Raw genomic sequence first — 19,750 nt, forward strand, 5'->3', positions numbered from 1 at the left:
TAGCGGAGCGCCGGTGACTCTCCAAAGCGGACCCGCTACACAGTGTCGTCGCGCTATTGTGCCGCGCCCGAGTCCGGGGGCCGCTCAATAGCCGAAGGCGCGCGCCGTATTGACGGCCACGGCGGTGGCCAGCGCGTCCTCCGTCATCCCCTTGACCTCGGCCATGGCCCGCAGCGTGACCGGAATGAGATACGGGGCGTTAGGCCGTCCGCGGTATGGGGCGGGGGTGAGGAAGGGCGCGTCGGTCTCGACGAGCACCAGTTCGGGCGGGGCGACGGCGAGCGCGTCGCGCAGCGGCTGGGCGTTCTTGAAGGTGACGTTGCCCGCAAAGGACATGAAGTAGCCGGCCTCGGCGCAGACCTTGGCCATCTCGGCGTCGCCCGAGTAGCAGTGGAAGACGACGGTGTCCGGCGCGCCCTCTTCGCGCAGGATCCGCAACACGTCGTCGTGCGCCTCGCGGTCGTGGATCACCAGGGCCTTGCCGTGCCGCTTGGCGATCTCGATGTGGGCGCGGAAGGAGCGCTGCTGGGCGGCCATGCCGTCGGGGCCGGTGCGGAAGCGGTCCAGGCCGGTCTCCCCGACGCCACGGACGTGCGGCAGGGCGGCCAGGGCGTCGATCTCGGCGAGCGCCGCGTCGAGGGCGGCGTCCCCGCCCGCCTCCCGGGCACCCTGGCGCGACCATCCGTCCGGATCGCCGAGGACGATGCGCGGGGCTTCGTTCGGATGCAGCGCGACCGTCGCGTGCACGGCCTCGTACGCGGCGGCGGTCTCCGCGGCCCAGCGCGAGCCGTTCACGTCGCAGCCCACCTGGATGACGGTGGTCACGCCGACCGAGGCTGCCTTGGCGAGGGCGTCCTCGACCGGAGTCTTGGGGGAACCTCCCAGCGGTGGCTGGGGGAGCATGTCCAGATGGGTGTGCGAGTCCGCCACCGCCACCCGAAGCGGTTCGGGCAGTGGCGGCGGCGCGTCCTTGGTCGTACTGCTCATGGCCGCGATCCTACGAGGGGCCGGTGACAGCCACCGGGCGGGACCGCGGCCGCCGGATCACCTGCGGGGCCGGATCCCGGTCACCTGCGGTGCTGGAAGGGGTGCAGCAGGTCGGCGAGGTGCCAGTGGTGCCGTTCGCGGTGGCCGTCCGCGCCGGCGCCGTCACCCGCGCTGCCGCTCTGCTGCGGCACCGTTCCCGCGGCCGCGCCCGCGTGGCCTTCGGCGGCGCCCGCGGAGGGCTGCGCGTACAGGCCGGCCATCGCCTTGGAGATCATCGAGACCTGTCCGGCCCGCATGATGCGCACGACGTGGCCGCCGCAGTTCAGGCAGGCGGGCCGGGTCAGGGGGGAAGGTACGCGCTCGCCGTCCGTGTAGTACACACAGTGCGTGCGCCCGTCCGCGTCGACGTGGTGCCGTATTTCGTACGACTGCTCCCAGCCGTGGCCGCAGCTCATGCACGCGAAGGCGTACGCCTCGTGTGCAGGGGGGTCGGTCCTGGGGGTGGGGTGGGCGCCGGTGGTGATACCCGGCGTACGCGCGATGTCACTCATAGCCGCTCCTCTTGCCCGCTGGACAAGGTCTCCGGGGACGAACGTCCCACCTCCCAGTGGACGCCTTTCCCGGCGGTGGCGCAGCAGAGCCTCCCAGCTGTTGGCGCAGATTTGGCAGGACGCAGAGACTCGGCCCCGCTGCGCGGCCCACGTTTTACCTTCCAGGCTAGTCATTTACCTTCAGGTGGTCCCGTCCGCGCCGCATTCTTTGCCGCCACGACGGCATCGAAGACCTCCCTCTTGGGCAGGCCGGTCTCGGCGGCGACGGCGGCGATGGCCTCCTTGCGGCGCTCCCCCGCCTCCTCCCTGACGTGTACGCGGCGCACGAGTTCGTCGGGGCCCAGGTCCTGCGGGCCGGTCTCGGGGGCGCCCTCGACGACGATGGTGATCTCACCGCGTACGCCGTCCGCCGCCCACGTGGCCAGCTCCGCCAGCGGCCCGCGCCGGACCTCCTCGTAGGTCTTGGTCAGCTCGCGGCAGACCGCGGCGCGGCGGTCGGCGCCGAGGATCTCGCTCATGGCGGCGAGGGTGTCGTCGAGGCGGTGCGGGGCCTCGAAGTAGACGAGGGTGCGGCGTTCGGCGGCCACCTCGCGCAGCCGGGAGCGGCGTTCGCCGGACTTGCGGGGCAGGAAGCCCTCGAAGCAGAACCGGTCCACGGGCAGGCCGGAGACGGCGAGCGCGGTGAGCACCGCGCTGGGGCCCGGCACCGCGGTGACCTTGATGCCGCGCTCCACGGCGGCGGCGACCAGCCGGTAGCCGGGGTCGGAGACGGAGGGCATGCCGGCGTCGGTGACGAGCAGGACGCGGGCACCGGCTTCGAGGGCGTCGGCCAGCTCGGGGGTGCGGGCCGCCTCGTTGCCCTCGAAGTACGACACGACGCGGCCGGTCGTGTGCACGCCGAGCGCCTGGGTCAGGCGGCGCAGCCGCCGGGTGTCCTCGGCGGCGATCACCTCGGCCGCCGCCAGTTCGGCGGCGAGCCGCGGCGGCGCGTCCGCGACGTCGCCAATGGGCGTCCCTGCAAGTACCAGCGTTCCAGTCACGCCCCCATCCTCCCAGCCGTACGGCGGGGCGCGTTCCGGCGGCGGCGCCGTGCGCGCGGTACGGCCGTTCCGGCGGCGGCGCCGCACACGGCCCACGGTGCCCGTACGCCCCGCCGGCACCGGTCCCGGCGGCCCGGCCGCGCGGCCCCCGCGTCCCGCACAGACCGCTTCCCTACGATGGGCCGGTGACGAGTGACACCGCGACAGACGCCGACCGCGCCGAGGAGACCGCCGGGCAGCCCCGCCGGTGGCAGCGCAGGCTGCGCCGGTTCGGATACGCCGGCCGGCCGCAGGCCGACGCCCGTGAGCGGCTGGTGCCGGCGTTCCCCGAGCCGAAGACGCGGGTGTGGACCGTGCTGGGCCTGGGCCCGGCCGCCGCCGGCCGGCTGGCGCGCTGGTCGGGCTGGGGCGGGCCGCTGCTGGTCGCGCTCTTCGCCGGCCTGCTGCGGTTCTGGAACCTGGGCAGCCCGGCGAAGGTGATATTCGACGAGACGTACTACCCCAAGGACGCCTGGTCGCTGCTGCAGTACGGGTACGAGGGGACCTGGGCGAAGAACGCCAACGACGCGCTGGTGGCCCACCCGCCGGAGATCCTGCTCTCGCCCGAGCACTCGTACGTCGTCCACCCGCCGCTGGGCAAGTGGATGATCGCACTGGGTGAATGGGCGTTCGGGATGAACCCCTTCGGCTGGCGGTTCACGGTCGCGCTGCTCGGCACGCTGTCGGTGCTGATGATCTGCCGCATCGGCCGCCGGCTGCTGCGCTCGACGGCGCTGGGCTGCCTGGCGGGCGTCCTGCTGGCGGTGGACGGCCTGCACTTCGTGATGAGCCGTACCGCGCTGCTGGACCTCATCGTCATGTTCTGGGTGGTGGCGGCGTTCGGCTGTCTGCTGGTGGACCGGGACCGCACCCGGGCCCGGCTGGCTGCGGCGCTGCCGGCCGGTACGGACGGGCTGGCGCGGCCGGACGAGACGGTGGGCGACCGGCTGCGGCTGGGCTGGCGGCCGTGGCGGCTGGCGGCCGGGGTGTGCCTGGGCCTGTCCGCCGCGAGCAAGTGGAACGGCCTGTACTACCTGGCGGCGTTCGCCGTGCTGTCGGTGCTGTGGGACGTGGCCTCGCGGCGCACCGCGGGCGCCCGGCACCCCGTACGCGCGGTGCTGCGCCGCGACCTGGTGCCCGCCTTCGTGGCGACCGTCGTGGTCGGCATGGCCGCGTACCTGGCGACGTGGACCGGCTGGCTGGTCACCAAGGGCGGTTACTACCGCGACTGGGCCACCGCCACGCCGGAAGGGCGCGCGGGCGGCTGGCAGTGGCTGCCGGACTGGCTGCGCAGCCTGTGGCACTACGAGACGGAGGTCTACGACTTCCACAAGGGCCTGTCCACGCCGCACACCTACCAGTCCAACCCCTGGAGCTGGCTGGTGCAGGGCCGCCCCGTCTCGTACTTCTACGAGGACCCCAAGATGGGCCACGACGGCTGCACGGCGGCCGAGGGCTGCGCGCGGGAAGTCCTCGCGCTGGGCACGCCCCTGCTGTGGTGGGCGGGCTGCTTCGCGCTGCTGTACGTGCTCTACCGCTGGCTGTTCAAGCGGGACTGGCGGGCGGGCGCCGTCGCCTGCGGCATCGCCGCGGGCTACCTGCCCTGGTTCCTGTACCAGGACCGGACGATCTTCCTGTTCTACGCGGTGGTGTTCGTGCCGTTCCTGTGCCTGGCGCTGGCCATGATGACCGGCGCGATCCTCGGCCCGCCGGGGTCGAGCGAACGGCGGCGCGCGGTCGGCGCGGTCGGCGCCGGGGTCCTCGTCCTGCTCATCATCTGGAACTTCATCTACTTCTACCCGCTCTACACGGGCCAGCCGATCCCCAAGAGCGCCTGGCACAACCGGATGTGGTTCGACACCTGGGTGTAGCTGCCGAAACGGCCTGCCCGGCCGGACCGCCGCCGCCACCGGCCACACCACCGCACGACACCAAGCCCAGCATCGGCTTAAGCGCGAGGCTGTCGTCGGTACCGGCCGCGGGGAGCCCGACACGTAGGGGCAGTCTGCCGCATCGGACATGACGTGCCGCGTGGAATCGGGCTTACCCCGGCCCACGAATGACGGACCTGCACGTTCGCCCCCTTTCCGGCACGGACATATGCAGAGTCGAGCACGGTATGCACGCACTGAGGCCCACGGGCCAGCCGGTCCCCAAGAGCGCCTGGCACAACCGGATGTGGTTCGGCACCTGGGCCCAGGGCACGACACGACCGGGAGCCGTACGCCGAAGAGCGCGCCGACCGCGCATGGAAGTGGTCGCCCCGCAGCGCCCGCAGCACCGGCCGCCCCGGGAGCCCCGTTCGTCGGAGGCGCCGCGGACGCCGCCGGCGTCACGCGCGTCACGCACGTCTCGCGCGTCACAGGGCCGAACCGTACTGCCGCACCCCGTGTCCCATAGAGTGCGCTGCACGTTCTTGTGTGCGTGCTGAAGAACGAGGATTCGGGAGGGGATCGGTGACATGCGCCGTGAGGTGAGGTACGGGCTGATCGGCGGGGCGGTGGCCCTGGTCCTGGGCGGCGTCGGCGGCTACACGCTGCTCGGCGGGTCCGGCGACGGTGATCAGGCCCAGGAAGTCCGCGCGGCCCGGGACGGCAAGCCCGGCGACGGCGCGCCCGAGGTCAAGTCCGGTCCGCTGTCCGCCGGGGAAGTGACCGGCACCGCGGGCAAGTTCCTCGACGCCTGGAAGGCGGGCGCCGCGGACCGGGCCGCCGCCCTCACGGACGACGCGAAGGCGGCCGGCGCCGGTCTGGCCGCGTACCCGAAGCAGACCCACTTCACGGACCTGAAGCTCACCCCGGGCAAGGCCACCGGCGACAAGGTCGCCTACACGGTCACCGCCCAGATCTCGTACAAGAACCTGAAGGCACCGGTTTCGTACGCCACTTCACTGACCGTCAAGCGCGACAAGGAGACCGGAGAGCCGCGTATCGCCTGGGCGCCGAGCATCCTGCACCCGAAGCTGGGCAAGGGCGACGTGCTGCGGACCGGTGAGTCCGAGGCGCCGCCCATCAGGGCCGTGGACCGCAACGGCGCCGAGCTGACCAAGGAGGCGCACCCGGCGCTGGCCGGGGTGCTGGACAGCCTGCGCGACAAGTACGGCAAGAAGACCGACGGCAAGCCCGGCGTGGAGCTGTTCATCCACCGGGCGGCCGGCGACAAGGCGACCCAGCAGCCCGACGAGACGCTGAAGGTGCTCTCCAAGGGCAAGCCGGGCACCTTGAAGACCACGCTGGACGCCAAGGTGCAGGCGGCGGCGGAGAAGGCGGTCAAGGGCAAGCCGAAGGCGTCCGCGGTCGCCCTCAAGCCGAGCACCGGCGAGATCCTGGCCATCGCCAACTCTCCGGAGAAGGGCTTCAACACCGCCACCCAGGGCTCGCTGGCGCCCGGCTCGACGATGAAGGTCGTCACGGCCTCGATGCTCATCGACAAGGGGCTCACCGCGCCGGGCAAGCCGCACCCGTGCGAGAAGTTCGTGACGGTCGGCGGCTGGAAGTTCCAGAACCTGAACAAGACCGAGATCAAGAACGGCACCTTCGCGCAGAGCTTCGCCGCCTCCTGCAACAACGCGTTCATCTCGATGGCGCCCAAGCTCCAGAACGACGACCTGACGAAGCAGGCGCGCGACGTCTTCGGCATCGGCCTGAACTGGCAGACGGGCATCCCGACCTTCGACGGCGCGGTGCCGGTGCAGAGCGACGCGCAGATGGCCGCCTCGCTGATCGGGCAGGGCGGGGTGCGGATGAACCCGCTGACCGTCGCCTCGGTCGCGGCCACCGTGCAGAACGGCGGCTTCCACCAGCCGTACGTCGTCGCGCCCTCGCTGGACGGCCGGGCGCTGGCCAAGGCCCCGCGGGCGATGAAGCCGGGCACCGCGTCCGCGCTGAAGTCGCTGATGAAGCTGACCGCCACGTCCGGTACGGCGGCGGAGGCGATGTCCGGGCTCAGCGGTGACATCGGCGCGAAGACCGGTTCGGCGGAGGTCGACGGGCAGGAGAAGCCGAACGCCTGGTTCACCGCCTACCGCGGCGACATCGCGGCGGCGGCCGTCGTCCCGGCCAGCGGCCACGGCGGCTCGAACGCGGGCCCGGTCGTCCGCTCGATCCTGTCGGCGGGCTGAGGCCCGCACGCGGGCGCGGCCCCGGGGTGATCTCGCACACCCCTTCCGCACACCATCGCATGGCCCGTACAGCTACAGCTAGCGTGCGGGCCATGCGCCATTTCCCGTACGGTCACCAAGCCCTCCGCCCACCGGCCCCCGGCGCCGCCGGCCGGGCCCCGGCCCCGTACGCCCGGAGCCGGGCGTACGGCCCGCGCGGGCGGACCGCATGAGCCCCCTGGTCGTCGCGGCGGTCCTGGTCGCCGCCGTCACGCACGCCGGCTGGAACGCGATCGCCCACCACATCAAGGACCAGCTGATCGCCTTCACGCTGGTCGGCGGCGGTGGCGCGGTCTGCGGCGCGGTGCTGGCCTGCTTCACGCCGCTGCCCGCGGCCGGGGCGTGGCTGCCGCTCGTCGGCTCCGCCGTGCTGCACGTCGTCTACCAGGTGCTGCTGATGCAGTCGTTCCGGCTGGGCGAGTTCGGGCAGATGTATCCCATCGCGCGGGGCACCGCCCCGCTCGTCGTCACGGTGCTGGCCGCCGTCTTCGTCGGGGAGCTGCCCGACGCCTGGGGCCTGGCCGGTGTCGCGCTCGCCTCGGCGGGCCTGGTCGGTGTGGCGCTGTGGGGCATCCGGGGCTCCGGTACGAAGCCGCACTGGCCGGCCATCGTCGCCGCGCTCGCCACCGGGCTGGCCATCGCCTCGTACACGACGGTGGACGGCGTGGGCGTCCGCGCCTCCGGCACGCCGCTGGGCTACATCGCCTGGCTGATGATTCTCGAAGGCCTGGCGATCCCCGCGTACGCGCTGGCCACCCGGCGGCGCGCGCTCCTCGCCCAGCTCCGCCCGGTGGCGCTGCGCGGCGCGGCCGGCGGTCTGCTGTCCGTCTTCGCCTACGGCCTGGTCCTGTGGGCCCAGACGCGCGCCCACCTGGCGCCGGTCGCCGCGCTGCGCGAGTCCTCGATCATCGTCGGCGCGGCCATCGGCACCCTCTTCTTCAAGGAACGTTTCGGCGCCCCACGCCTGGTGGCGGCGGGGCTGATGGTCGCGGGCATCGCGCTGATGCTGCGCTAAGGGGTCTCCTGCGGATCGCCGCGCAGCGCCCGGCTCAGGGACGTGTTGGCGATGAGGATGCCGCCGTCCACCGGGAGCGTGACGCCGGTGATCCAGGCGGCGTCGGAGGAGGCCAGGAAGGCCACCGCCGCGGCGATGTCGTCGGGGCGGCCGACGCGGCCCAGAGGGTATTCGGCCGCGGCGCGCTCCAGTGCCGCGGGGCGGTCTTCCCAGTTGGGGGTGTCGACCGTGCCCGGCGCGACCAGGTTGACCCGTACGCCCCGCCCGGCCGCCTCGCCCGCGAGGGTGCGGGTGAGGGAGGCCAGACCGGCCTTGGCGGCACTGTAGGCGTGGTTGCCGAAGTCCTGCTCGCCGTTGACCGAGCCGACGCTGACGATCGCGCCGCGGCCGCCGGCGGCGGCCAGGTGGGGCAGTGCGGCCCGGGCGCAGCGGAACGCGCCGTTGAGGGTGACGTCCAGGTCGCCGGCCCAGTCCTCGTCCCGGTGGTCCTCGAAGCGCGGCGGGTCGGGCAGGCACCGGTAAGCGTTGTTGACGAGCACGTCGAGCCCGCCGAAGCGCCGTACGGCGTGCGTGACGGCCGTCTCGACGGCGGTACGGTCCGCGACGTCGCAGGCGAGGGCCTCGGCGGTGCCGCCGCTGCCGCGTACGGCGGTGTCCTCGCGGATGCGCGCGGCCGCTTTCCCGGCCCGGCCGCCGTCCAGGTCGGTGACCAGGACCCGGGCTCCTTCGGCGGCGAGCCGCCGGGCGGTGGCCTCGCCGATGCCCCGGCCGGCACCGGTGATCAGAACGCTGTAGCCGTCGAATCGCCTCATGCGTCCACCTTGGCGCACGGGCCCCACGGGCAACAGGCCGCGGTACGGGCCGGGCGGGCCTGGGCGGGCTCGGGCGGGCCCGGGATCAGTACCGTTTCGGCGCCGGCTTCGGCTTCTCGCCGCGTACGGACGGCTGGTCCGCGTTGACCTCCTCGGCGCTGCGGTCCCGCTCGCTGTCCAGCGGCTTCGGCCGGTCCTCGGCGGGCCCGGCCTCCCGGGGGTCCTTCATCTTGCGCTCGTCACCCATGTCGACTCCTTCGTGCCGGTCGGCGCACGGTCAGGGCGTACGAGTGCCCCGGGAGCCACGGGCGACACTTCCGCCCGCACGACGGGGGGCCGCCCCGCGCCTCAGGAGTCGAGGGCGGCGCGCAGGGCCCGTACGAGGGCCTGGGCCCGGGGGTCGGCCGTCACGTTCTGCTGCATGCCGTTGGTGACGTAGCCGAAGGCCGTTTCGGACTCGGGGTCGGCGAAGGCCAGGCAGCCGCCGCGGCCGGGGTGGCCGAAGGAGCCGGGGGCCAGGAGGGGCGAGGCGGGCCCGTGCAGCATGTAGCCGAGGCCGAAGCGGGTGGTGATGACGAGGGTGCGGTCGGGGCCCGCGGACTCCTCCGTGCGGGCCAGGGTGAGCGTGGCGGGCGCGAAGAGGCGGGGGTGGCCGTCGACCGGGCCGATCAGCGCCGCGTAGCAGCGGGCCAGGGCGCGGGCGGTGGCGATGCCGTTGGAGGCGGGGAGTTCGGCGGCACGGTAGGTGTCGGCGTTCTCGTCGGGGGCCGGGGTGATGGCGCCGAAGGCGCGCCGGGTGAGGGAGGCGGGGTCGCGGTAGGCGTCGGCGACGTTGCGTTTGGGGCGGACGCGCAGGCCGGCCGCGGCGGGCGGGACCGGTGCCTCGATGTCGGCCAGGCGGCCGGTGCGGGCGCGCGCGTCGGCGGGGGCGCCGACCCACAGTTCCAGGCCGAGGGGCCCGGATATCTCGTCGGCGATCCAGGTGCCGATGGTGCGGCCGGTGACCCGCCGGACCAGTTCGGCCAGCAGCCAGCTGTAGGTCTGGGCGTGGTAGCCGTGCTCGGCGCCGGGGGTCCAGGCGGGGGCCTGGGCGGCGAGGGCGGCGGGGCCGCTGACGCCGTCGACGGCCTGCTCGGGGGTGAGCGGGGTGTCCAGGACGGGCAGTCCGGCGCGGTGCGAGAGGAGGTGGCGGACCAGGACGCGTTCCTTGCCGGCGGCCTTGAACTCGGGCCAGTACGTGCCGACGGGCGCGTCCAGGTCGAGCAGGCCGCGCTGGTGCAGCAGGAGCGGGACGATGGCGGCGACGCCCTTGGTGGCGGAGCGGATGACCTGGGCGGTGTCCGCCTCCCAGGGGGCGGCGCCGTCCGGTGTGCCCGCCTCGGGGCGGTCGGCGTCCCGGCTGCCGCCCCACAGGTCGACGATCTTGCGCCCGTGCCGGTAGACGGCGACAGCCGCGCCGCGCTCGCCGCGCCGCGCGAAGTTGGCCGCAAAGGCGTCCCGGACCGGCTCGAAGCCGTCCGCGACCGTGCCCTGGACGTCCACCACTGTTTCCCGCTTCCCACTCATCCGTCGCGTTTGTGACCTATCAATGGTGCAACGCGCGGATCAGTGCTGGTGACCAGGGGCGGCGGCGGACGCCGTGTGCGGGGGCCCGGTCAGGGCGTGGGGATCGTCACAGAGCGCGGATCGAATCCGAAGGGCAGTTCGAGCCGGTGCGCGGTCATCAGCTCCGTGTCGCCCAGCAGGTCCTGGGTGGGCCCGTCGGCGGCGATGACGCCTTCGGACAGCACGACGGCGCGCGGGCACAGTTCGAGCGCGTACGGCAGGTCGTGCGTGACCATCAGCACCGTCACGTCCAACGCGCGCAGGATGTCGGCGAGTTCGCGGCGGGAGGCGGGGTCGAGGTTGGAGGACGGCTCGTCCAGGACGAGGATCTCGGGGCGCATGGCGAGGACGGTGGCGACCGCGACCCGGCGGCGCTGTCCGAAGGAGAGGTGGTGCGGCGGGCGGTCGGCGTACTCCGCCATGCCGACGCGGCCCAGCGCCTCGGCGACCCGCGCCGCCAGTTCGGTGCCGCGCAGCCCGGCCGCGGCGGGCCCGAAGGCGACGTCCTCGCGGACGGTGGGCATGAACAGCTGGTCGTCGGGGTCCTGGAAGACGATGCCGACGCGGCGGCGGATCTCGGCGAGGTGGCGCCGGGTGACGGGCAGCCCGGCGACCGTGACGGTGCCGGCGCCGGGCGCGAGGATGCCGTTCAGGTGCAGGACGAGGGTGGTCTTGCCGGCGCCGTTGGGGCCGAGCAGCGCGACCCGCTCGCCGCGGGCCACGGTCAGGTCGACGCCGTAGAGGGCCTGGTGGCCGTCGGGGTAGGCGTAGGCGAGCCCGGCGACCTCCAGGGACGGCGCGGGGATCACCGGTCCCGGTGCGGGTGCGGCGGTACGGGTGGTCACGGGGTCGTTCACAGCGTCCATCCCAGGAGGCATACGGCGAGGGCGGCGGCGGGCAGGGCGGCGGCGCGGGTCCACTGGGCGCCGGTGGCCGCGGCGGCGTCCGGTGCCGGCAGGGTGCCGGTGTAGCCGCGGCTGACCATGGCGAGGTGGACCCGTTCGCCGCGCTCGTAGGAGCGGATGAACAGGGCGCCGGCGGTCTTGGCGAGGACGCCCCAGTGGCGTACGCCGCGTGCCTCGAAGCCGCGGGAGAGGCGGGCGACGCGCATCCGCCGCAGCTCGTCGGCGATGACGTCGCCGTAGCGGATCATGAAGGAGGCGATCTGGACGAGCAGCGGCGGCATCCGCAGCCGTTGCAGGCCGAGCAGCAGGCCGCGCAGGTCGGTGGTGGCGGCGAGCAGGACGGAGGCGGCGACGCCCAGCGTGCCCTTGGCGAGGATGTTCCAGGCGCCCCAGAGGCCGGGCTCGCTCAGCGCCGTCCCCAGGATGTGGACACGCGGTCCGGTGGCGACGAACGGCATCAGGACGGCGAAGGCCACGAACGGCACCTCGATGAGCAGCCGCTTGAGCAGGAACCCGGCGGGCACCCGGGCCGCCGCGGCCACCGCGGCGAGCAGCAGCGCGTACAGGGCGAAGGTCCAGACGGCGGTGCGCGGGGTGGCGACGACGGCCAGGACGAAGCAGAGCACGGCCGCGATCTTGCAGTGCGGGGGCAGGGCGTGCACCGGCGAGTGCCCGTGCCGGTAGAGCTTGTGGGCGTGCCCGGCGCCCATGTCAGGTCGATTCCGGCGTGTGCCGCGGCGGCGCCGGGGCGTCCCCGGCAGTCCGGCCGGTCCCGGCGGTCCCGGCGGTGCCGGCTGCCGCCGCGTCCCGGGCCGCGCCGCGGCGGCGCCGTACGACGACGAAGACGCCGGTGCCGACGGCGAGCGTCGCGCCCACTCCGATCACCCCGGCGAGCCCGCCGCTGATCCGGGGGTCGGCGATGTCCTTGACGCTGTAGTCGGCCAGCGGTGAGTCCTTCGCGGCGTGTTCCTCGGCCTTGGCGTCGATGCCATGGTCCCGGGCGACCTTCTCCAGGCCGTCCGGGCTGGTGGAGGCGTAGTAGCTGACGCCGCCCGCGCAGACGAGCGCGACGGCGACGCCGGCCGGCCAGACGCGCCGGGTGGAGCGCCGGACGGCGGGCCGCTGCGCTCCGCCCGGCTCCGGCGCTCCCGCCGGTTCCGGCTCCCCGGCGGGCGCCCGCTCCTCCGCGTCCGCCGCGGGTCCGGCCAAGGGGGAAGTCCGCAGCTGGAGCGGCTTGGCCAGCCCGCGCGCCCCGTGGACGAGGTCGGGGCGCACGGCGAGGACCGCACCGACGGTCAGTGCGGTGATGGCGGCCTCGCCGATGCCGATGAGGACGTGGACGCCGGTCATCGCCGCGAGGACGGTGCCGATCGGTACGTCGGTGGTGCCGCCCAGCGCGTACAGGCCGGTGAAGGCGACGGCGGCGGCCGGTACGGAGACCACGGCGGCGGTGAAGGAGGCGGCCATGACCGTGCGGCGGCCGCGGGGCAGGACCGTGACCAGCCCGCGGAAGATCCCGTACGCGACGACGGTGGTCACCACCGCCATGTCGGTGATGTTGACGCCGAGTGCGGTCAGCCCGCCGTCCGCGAAGAGCACGGCCTGCATGAGCAGCACGACGGAGACGCAGAGCACGCCGGTGTACGGGCCGACGAGGATGGCGGCCAGCGCGCCGCCCAGCAGGTGGCCGCTGGTCCCGGCGGCGACGGGGAAGTTGAGCATCTGGACGGCGAAGATGAACGCGGCGACCAGGCCGGCGAGGGGTGCGGTGCGTTCGGCGCCGAACGTGTCGGGCCCGGCGCCGCCCAGTTCGCGGCGGGCGCCGCGCAGGCTGACGGCCACGGCGGCTGCGGCGAGGACGCCGGTGGCGGCCGAGACGGGGGCGTCGATGAATCCGTCGGGTACGTGCATGAGGGTCTCCGCTCAGCCGCGCAATGTCTTCATCGTGGCGGTACTGCAAACGGGTCGCAAGAGCGCCAGGGACGCGAAACCGCAACGGCGCGTCACCCCCACAGCAGCAAAAGGTGGCGAACCCGGGCATGGGCGCGAAGGCTTGGGGGCATGACCACGGCCGCCGCGCAAGCCCCCTCCCCCGAGGCGCGGAGCGCTCCGCCCGCGCTCAGCCGCCGCCGTACCAATCTCGTCTTCACCACGATCGTGCTCGGCATGCTGCTGGCCGCCCTGGACCAGACGATCGTGTCCACCGCGCTGCCCACGATCGTGGCGGACCTGGGCGGCGGCGGGCACATGGCGTGGGTGGTGACGGCGTACCTGCTGGCGGAGACCGTCTCGACGGTGCTGGTCGGCAAGTTCGGCGACCTCTTCGGCCGGAAGATCATCTTTCAGGTCAGCGCGGTGGTCTTCGTCGCCGGCTCGGTCCTGGCCGGCGCCTCGGCCTCGATGCTGATGCTGGTCGCGGCCCGCGCCGTGCAGGGCATCGGCGGCGGCGGGCTGATGGTGACGGCGATGGCGCTGATCGCGGACGTCATCCCGCTGCGCGAGCGCGGCAAGTACCAGGGCGCGCTGGGCGCGGTGTTCGGCGTGACCACGGTCGTCGGGCCCACCCTGGGGGGCCTGTTCACCGACCACGCGTCCTGGCGCTGGTGCTTCTACGTCAACATCCCCATCGCGATCGTCATGGTCGTCATGGCGGCGCGTACGGTCCCGGTGGTGCGGGCCGCGGTGCGCCCGGTGATCGACTACATCGGCATCGTGCTGGTCGCGCTGGGCGCCTCCGGCCTGGTCCTGGGCCTGGAGTGGGGCGGCAACGAGTACGCCTGGAGCTCACCCGTCACCATCGGCCTGTTCGTCGGCTCGGCGGTGCTGCTGGCGGCCTTCGTCTTCGTGGAGCTGCGGGCCAAGGAGCCCATGCTCCCCATGCACCTGTTCCGCAATCCGGTCTTCACCGTCTGCTCGGTGCTCAGCTTCATCGTCGGCTTCGCGATGCTCGGCGCGATGACGTACCTGCCGACCTACCTCCAGTTCGTGGACGGGGTCTCGGCGACCATGTCGGGCGTACGGACGCTGCCGATGGTCGTGGGGCTGCTGGGCACCTCGATGCTCTCCGGTGTCGTCGTCAGCCGCACCGGCCGCTACCGGGTCTTCCCCATCATCGGTACGGGCGTGATGGCGCTCGGCCTGTACCTGATGTCGACCATGGGCGCGGACACCGGCGTGTGGCTGGAGTCGCTGTACATGTTCGTGCTCGGCCTCGGCATCGGGCTGGCCATGCAGGTGCTGACCATCGCCGTGCAGAACACGGTGAATTACCACGAGCTGGGCTCGGCGACCTCCGGCGTGACCTTCTTCCGTACCCTCGGCTCGTCCTTCGGCACGGCCGTCTTCGGCACGCTCTACAGCAACCGGCTGGACCCCAACCTCAAGTCGGCGCTGGCCGAGGCGCCGGGCGTGCCGCCGCAGGCCGCCGCGAGCCCGCAGGCCCTGCACCAACTGCCCGTGGCGCAGGCCAGGCCGGTGATCGACGCGTACGCGGACACCGTCAACCACGTCTTCCAGTGGGTGGTGCCGGTCGCGCTGGCCGGGTTCGTGGTGGCGTGGTTCCTCAAGGAGGTGCCGCTGCGCGACAGCGCGCGGGCGGCCGCGGGGGACCTGGGCGAGGGCTTCGCCGCGCCCGACTCCACCGATTCCGACCAGCAGTTGGAGCGTGCGGTGGCGCGCGCGATGCGCAAGGCGGAGGGCCCGGTGAGCCTGGAGGTGCTGGCCGCGTCCGGCAGTCCGCTCACGCCCGGCCAGGCGTGGGCGCTGGGCCAGATCCACTGGCGTACGCGCATCCACGGCGAGACGTCGCTGCCCGCCGTCGCGCAGGCGCACCGGATGCCGGACGAGGTGCTGGAGCCGGTCTTCACCCGGGCGGTGTCGGCCGGGTACGCGCGGCACGACGGCGGGCGGCTGGTCCTGACCGAGGCGGGCCGCGCCGAGATCGACCGGCTGATCGTCGCCTGGCGCGACTGGCTGGACGAGCGGCTGGAGGGCTGGACCGCCGAGGACCCGGAGGACCGCGCCAAGCTGGCGCGGGCGCTGGACAACATGGCGGCGCGGCTGCTGGACGAGGACTCCTCACACCGGGAGCGCACGGCGGTGTGAGGCGGCGTGCACGGGCGTCAGGCCCTCTGGACCGCTGCCACGGACCGGAGTTAGGTTACTGGGGCAACCACCTGCCCTCTCGGGAGGTTCCGGCGACCGTGACAGCAACCGTTCAGGGCACCTGCGCCCCCGGGTTCGAGAACGTACGGGCCGAGTTCGAGCGCAACTTCACCGAGCGCGGTGAGGTCGGCGCGGCGTTCGCGGTGACCCTCGACGGCGAGTTCGTCGTCGATCTGTGGGGCGGGCACGCCGACGCCGCCACCACCCGCCCGTGGGAGCGCGACACCCTGGTCAACGTGTACTCCACCAGCAAGGGCATGACCGCCCTGTGCGCCCACCTGCTCGCCGACCGCGGCGAGTTGGGCCTCGACGCACCCGTCGCCCGGTACTGGCCCGAGTTCGCGCAGGCCGGCAAGGCGGACGTGCCGGTGCGCTGGCTGCTGTCCCACCGCGCGGGCCTGGTCGGGCCGCGCGAGCGCCTGACACCCGAGGACGTGTACGACTGGGAGAAGACCTGCGCGGTGCTGGCGGCCACCGAACCGTGGTGGGAGCCGGGCAGCGCGCAGGGCTACCACGCCGTCAGCTTCGGCTTCCTGGTCGGCGAGGTCGTACGCCGCGTCTCCGGCGTCTCGCTCGGCACCTTCCTGCGTACGGAGATCACCGGGCCGCTCGGCGCCGACCTGTACATCGGCACGCCCGCCGAAGAGCACGCCCGCTGTGCCCAGTTGATCGGTCCGGGCGGCGGCGGTTTTCTCGGCGACGCCTTCCCGGAACTGCCCGAAGGGCCGGTGCGGTCCCTGGACGCCTACCCGATGGCCGCGTTCGCCCTCGCCATGAACCATCTGCCGCTGGGCGACGTGAACAGCGCCGCCTGCCGTTCCGCCGAGATCCCCGCCGGCAACGGCAACGCCACCGCCCGCGGCCTGGCGGCGGTCTACCGCGCCCTGGCCGGCGGCGAACTGGTCGGCCCCGGCACCCTCGCCGCGATGCGGGAGCCGCAGAGCCGCCCCGGCGAGACCGACCTGGTGCTCGGCGGCATTCTGGCGAACGACCTGCCGTTCACCTGGGCCACCGGGTACATGCTCAACTCGTCCGGGTACTTCGGCACCAACCCGGCCGCCTTCGGCCACGGTGGCGCGGGCGGCTCCCTGGCCTTCGCCGACCCGGAGAACCGGCTGTCGTACGCGTACACGATGAACAAGTTCGGGGGTGGCACGTCGGGCGGCGACCACCGCAACCTCGCGCTGGTCGAAGCGGTGTACGCCGCGCCGCCGCTCGCCGGGCGCGCCGGCTGACCCCGCCCCGGTCCCGCCCCGGTCCGGTCCCGGCCCCACGGCAGAGGCCCGGCGGCAGGCCCCGTTCTCGTACGGGAGCCTGCCGCCGGGCCTCTGTCCGCGCCGCGCCCCGTCCCCACGGGGCGGCGCGGGCCGGGGCGGACGCACCGCTCACGCGGCCGCCCCGGGGCTGGTCACACCTTGGTGAGTTCCGGCTGTGCGGCCGGTTCGGGCGCGAGGTGCTTCTGGAGCTGTTCGCCTTCGACGTCCACGTTGGGCAGGGCCCGCTGGAGCCACGTGGGCAGCCACCACGCGGCGCGGCCGAGGAGGGCGAGGACGGCGGGGACCAGGGCCATGCGGACCACGAACGCGTCGAAGAAGACGGCGACGGCGAGGCCGAAGCCGATCATCTTGATCATGGATTCGGAGGAGCCGATGAACCCGGCGAAGACCGAGATCATGATGACCGCGGCGGCCGTGACCACCCGCGCGCCGTGCCGGAAGCCGGTGACGACCGCCTGGCCCGGGCGCTCCCCGTGGACGAACGCCTCGCGCATCCGCGTGACGAGGAAGACCTCGTAGTCCATGGCGAGTCCGAAGACCACGCCCACCATGAAGATCGGCATCATGCTCATGACCGGGCCGGTCTGCTCGACGCCGAACAGGTCCGCCAGCCAGCCCCACTGGAAGACCGCGACCACCGCGCCGAGCGCCGCGACGACCGAGAGCAGGAAGCCCAGGGCGGCCTTCAGGGGTACCAGGACCGAGCGGAAGACGACCATCAGCAGCAGGAAGGCCAGGCCGACCACGAGCGCCAGGTAGGGCAGCAGGGCGTCGTTGAGCTTCTCTGAGACGTCGATGTTCATCGCGGTGGTGCCGGTGACCAGCGCCCGCGCGCCGGCGTCCCGCGCCGCGTCGCCCGCCTTGCCGCGGATCTCGTGGACCAGGTCCTCGGTCTCGGTGCTGCTCGGCTTGGACTTCGGCACGACGCTGAGCATCGCGGTGTCCCCGGCCTGGTTGAAGGTGGGCGGGGTGACGGCCGCGACGCCGTCGAGCTCGGCGACCGTACCGGCGACCTGTGCTGCCGCCGCCTTCGGGTCCTTGCTGCCCTGCCCGTCCACGACGAGCATCAGCGGCCCGTTGAAGCCCGGCCCGAAGCCGTCGGAGAGCAGGTCGTACGCCTTGCGCTGGGTGGTGCTGGTGGGCTGCGCGCCGTCGTCCGGCAGGCCCATCTCCAGCGAGGCGGCGGGTACGGCGATGACACCCAGGCCGATGACACCCGCCAGCAGCACGGTGACCGGCCGCCGTAGCACGAACCGCGCCCAGCGGGTGCCCATGTTCGGCTTGCCGCCCTCGGCCTCGCTCGCGGCGACGGCGCCCTTGCGGGCCTTGCGGCTCAGCACCCGCTTGCCCGCGAAGCCCAGCAGCGCGGGGATCAGGGTCAGGGCGACGAGGACGGCGATGACGACCGTACCGGCCGCCGCGATGCCCATCTTGGTGAGCATCGGGATGTTGACCACCGACAGACCCACCAGGGCGATGACGACGGTCAGTCCGGCGAAGACCACCGCGGACCCGGCGGTGCCGGCCGCGCGCCCGGCGGCCTCTTCCCGCTCGCGGCCCCCGGCCAGTTCGGAGCGGTAGCGGGAGACGATGAACAGCGCGTAGTCGATGCCGACGGCGAGGCCGATCATCATGGCGAGGGTGGACGTCGTACTGGACAGGTCCAGGACGCTGCCGAGCGCGGTGATGGACGAGACGCCGATGCCCACGCCGATCAGCGCGGTCAGCAGCGGCAGGCCGGCGGCTATGAGGGCGCCGAAGGTGATGACGAGGACGACGGCGGAGATGACGATGCCGATGATCTCGGTGGCGCCGGTCTCCGGCATCGCCTGGAGCGCGTTGCCGCCGATCTCGACGGTCAGCCCGGCGTCCCGGCCGTGCTGGGCCGCTTCCTTGAGCGCGTCGCGCGCGTCGTCCTTCAGCTCGAAGCCGGAGACCTTGTAGGTGACCTGCGCGTAGGCCGTGGTGCCGTCCTTGGCCACGCCCTTGGCCAGGTACGGGTCGGAGACCGAGGCGACCTGCGGCGACGAGGTCTTCAGCTCGCCGACGACCTTCTCGACGGCCTGCTTCTGTGCGGGCGCGGTCATCTGCTGCCCGTCGGGCGCCTTGAAGACCACGCGCGCGGTGGCGCCGTCCGCCTTGGTGCCGGGGAAGCGCTCACCCAGCAGGTCGAAGGTCTTCTGCGACTCCGTGCCCGGTACGGAGAAGGAGTCGGAGGCGGGCGAGGACGCGGTGGCGGCGCCGACTCCGGCGACGGCCAGCAGCGCCACCCATATGAGGGCGACGAAGCGGCGTCGCCGGAAGGCGAACCGTCCGAGTTTGTAGAGGAATGTTGCCACGAGAAGGGGCGCTCCCGTCGGAATGTGGGACGTACAAGGGCGTACGGAGCCGGCCCGACGACGAGAGCGGCGCGTCGAGTGCTGCCGTTGGGGGGAGTTATGGGGGGGGGAGGGTGGGGACGACGAGGTCCGGCCTGGGGGGGGGCGGCCGGTCCCGGTCAGACGCCTAGGGCGGGGAGGACCACGGCGTCGACGTAATCGACGAGGAAGGCGCGGTCCGGGGGCCGGTCCTCGATGAGCTGCTGGGCGACGAAGGCGCCGATCAGCATGTGCGGTACGTAGGCGAGCGCGGGGCGGCCGGCGGGGATCTCGCCGCGCTCGACGGCGCGGGCGAGCATCGCGTCCATCCCCGAGATGTCCGGGTCGACGAACAGGTCGCGCAGCGCCTGGTGGAGGTCGGGGTTGTCGTGTGCGGCCCGTACGAGGCCCCGCAGCAGTGCGGAGTCGCGTTCCATCTCGCAGTCGTCCGCGCGGGAGACCATGGCGTGCAGGTCGCCGCGGAGGCTGCCGGTGTCGATGTCGGCGAGCTGGACGGGCTTGTGGTGGTGGAGCGCCTTGGCGACCAGTTCGGGCTTGCCCTGCCACTGGCGGTAGAGGGTGGCCTTGCTGGCGCGGGTGCGGGTGGCGACGGCGTCCATGGTCAGGGCGTCGTAGCCGACCTCGCGGAGCAGGTCGAGCACGGCCGCGTACAGCTCGGCCTCGCGCTCGGGGGTCAGCCGGCTGCGGCCCATCGCGGCGCACCTCCTCGGGGAATCCTCATGAGAACGAAACGGTTTCGTACAGCTTCGGTACGGCTCGACCGTACCCCCGGCCACAGCGAAACGGAAACGTTTCGATGGTGGCGTGTGTCACGGGAA

The 19,750-nt window shown here is 73.3% G+C and carries 16 protein-coding genes; 5 read left to right on the top strand and 11 right to left on the bottom strand.

Features of this window, described 5'->3' with window-relative positions; genetic code table 11:
* Positions 1 to 84: 84 nt before the first annotated feature.
* The 3 genes from ACZ4Z1_RS04015 to rsmI form a co-directional block, all read right to left on the bottom strand.
* Positions 85 to 987 carry a TatD family hydrolase gene (locus tag ACZ4Z1_RS04015; protein WP_468485001.1) on the bottom strand — a complete coding sequence of 301 codons (903 nt, stop codon included), beginning with the start codon at positions 985 to 987 and terminating at the stop codon, positions 85 to 87.
* Positions 988 to 1,067: 80 nt separating this feature from the next.
* A complete protein-coding gene (locus tag ACZ4Z1_RS04020; RefSeq protein WP_468485002.1) occupies positions 1,068 to 1,538 on the bottom strand; it encodes a hypothetical protein in 471 nt (156 codons plus the stop codon).
* Positions 1,539 to 1,708: 170 nt separating this feature from the next.
* Positions 1,709 to 2,578 (bottom strand): 16S rRNA (cytidine(1402)-2'-O)-methyltransferase, encoded by an 870-nt coding sequence (gene rsmI / locus ACZ4Z1_RS04025; protein ID WP_468485003.1) that lies wholly within the window; start codon positions 2,576 to 2,578, stop codon positions 1,709 to 1,711.
* A gap of 185 nt (positions 2,579 to 2,763) precedes the next feature.
* Between rsmI and ACZ4Z1_RS04030 the strand changes: the two genes are divergently transcribed.
* The 3 genes from ACZ4Z1_RS04030 (at position 2,764) to ACZ4Z1_RS04040 (ending at position 7,791) form a co-directional block, all read left to right on the top strand.
* Positions 2,764 to 4,488 carry a dolichyl-phosphate-mannose--protein mannosyltransferase gene (locus ACZ4Z1_RS04030; RefSeq protein WP_468485004.1) on the top strand — a complete coding sequence of 575 codons (1,725 nt, stop codon included), beginning with the start codon at positions 2,764 to 2,766 and terminating at the stop codon, positions 4,486 to 4,488.
* 590 nt (positions 4,489 to 5,078) lie between these two features.
* Positions 5,079 to 6,737 (top strand): penicillin-binding transpeptidase domain-containing protein, encoded by a 1,659-nt coding sequence (locus ACZ4Z1_RS04035; RefSeq protein ID WP_468485005.1) that lies wholly within the window; start codon positions 5,079 to 5,081, stop codon positions 6,735 to 6,737.
* Positions 6,738 to 6,945: 208 nt separating this feature from the next.
* The gene (locus ACZ4Z1_RS04040) at positions 6,946 to 7,791 is read left to right on the top strand and encodes an EamA family transporter (RefSeq protein ID WP_468485006.1); all 846 of its coding nucleotides are present in this window, start codon (positions 6,946 to 6,948) and stop codon (positions 7,789 to 7,791) included.
* Here ACZ4Z1_RS04040 and ACZ4Z1_RS04045 read toward each other — a convergent pair.
* The 6 genes from ACZ4Z1_RS04045 to ACZ4Z1_RS04070 all read right to left on the bottom strand — a co-directional run bounded on the left by ACZ4Z1_RS04045 (position 7,788) and on the right by ACZ4Z1_RS04070 (position 13,024).
* Complete coding sequence (locus ACZ4Z1_RS04045) at positions 7,788 to 8,603, bottom strand: SDR family NAD(P)-dependent oxidoreductase (RefSeq protein ID WP_468485007.1); 816 nt, start codon at positions 8,601 to 8,603, stop codon at positions 7,788 to 7,790. The two genes, ACZ4Z1_RS04040 and ACZ4Z1_RS04045, sit on opposite strands and share 4 nt — an antisense overlap.
* Positions 8,604 to 8,688: 85 nt before the next feature.
* Positions 8,689 to 8,850, bottom strand: coding sequence for a hypothetical protein (locus ACZ4Z1_RS04050; protein ID WP_468485008.1), 162 nt, complete (start codon positions 8,848 to 8,850; stop codon positions 8,689 to 8,691).
* A 101-nt stretch (positions 8,851 to 8,951) separates the two neighbouring features.
* Positions 8,952 to 10,169, bottom strand: coding sequence for a serine hydrolase domain-containing protein (locus ACZ4Z1_RS04055; protein WP_468485009.1), 1,218 nt, complete (start codon positions 10,167 to 10,169; stop codon positions 8,952 to 8,954).
* 89 nt (positions 10,170 to 10,258) lie between these two features.
* Complete coding sequence (locus tag ACZ4Z1_RS04060) at positions 10,259 to 11,074, bottom strand: energy-coupling factor ABC transporter ATP-binding protein (protein ID WP_468485010.1); 816 nt, start codon at positions 11,072 to 11,074, stop codon at positions 10,259 to 10,261.
* The gene (cbiQ, locus tag ACZ4Z1_RS04065; RefSeq protein WP_468485011.1) at positions 11,062 to 11,823 is read right to left on the bottom strand and encodes a cobalt ECF transporter T component CbiQ; all 762 of its coding nucleotides are present in this window, start codon (positions 11,821 to 11,823) and stop codon (positions 11,062 to 11,064) included. Before cbiQ ends, ACZ4Z1_RS04060 begins: the two co-directional genes overlap by 13 nt.
* A gap of 1 nt (position 11,824) precedes the next feature.
* Complete coding sequence (locus tag ACZ4Z1_RS04070; RefSeq protein ID WP_468485012.1) at positions 11,825 to 13,024, bottom strand: energy-coupling factor ABC transporter permease; 1,200 nt, start codon at positions 13,022 to 13,024, stop codon at positions 11,825 to 11,827.
* A 150-nt stretch (positions 13,025 to 13,174) separates the two neighbouring features.
* On the opposite strand from ACZ4Z1_RS04070, the gene ACZ4Z1_RS04075 reads away from it, so the two are divergent.
* Positions 13,175 to 15,217 carry an MDR family MFS transporter gene (locus tag ACZ4Z1_RS04075; RefSeq protein WP_468485013.1) on the top strand — a complete coding sequence of 681 codons (2,043 nt, stop codon included), beginning with the start codon at positions 13,175 to 13,177 and terminating at the stop codon, positions 15,215 to 15,217.
* 98 nt (positions 15,218 to 15,315) lie between these two features.
* Entirely contained in the window at positions 15,316 to 16,512 is a 1,197-nt protein-coding gene (locus ACZ4Z1_RS04080) for a serine hydrolase domain-containing protein (protein WP_468485014.1), read from the top strand.
* Positions 16,513 to 16,685: 173 nt separating this feature from the next.
* Here the strand turns inward: ACZ4Z1_RS04080 and ACZ4Z1_RS04085 are convergent, their stop codons facing one another.
* The gene (locus ACZ4Z1_RS04085; RefSeq protein WP_468485015.1) at positions 16,686 to 18,893 is read right to left on the bottom strand and encodes an MMPL family transporter; all 2,208 of its coding nucleotides are present in this window, start codon (positions 18,891 to 18,893) and stop codon (positions 16,686 to 16,688) included.
* A gap of 158 nt (positions 18,894 to 19,051) precedes the next feature.
* The gene (locus ACZ4Z1_RS04090) at positions 19,052 to 19,624 is read right to left on the bottom strand and encodes a TetR/AcrR family transcriptional regulator (protein WP_468485016.1); all 573 of its coding nucleotides are present in this window, start codon (positions 19,622 to 19,624) and stop codon (positions 19,052 to 19,054) included.
* Positions 19,625 to 19,750: the final 126 nt, after the last annotated feature.

This window comes from Streptomyces sp. NPDC030165, assembly GCF_055573595.1.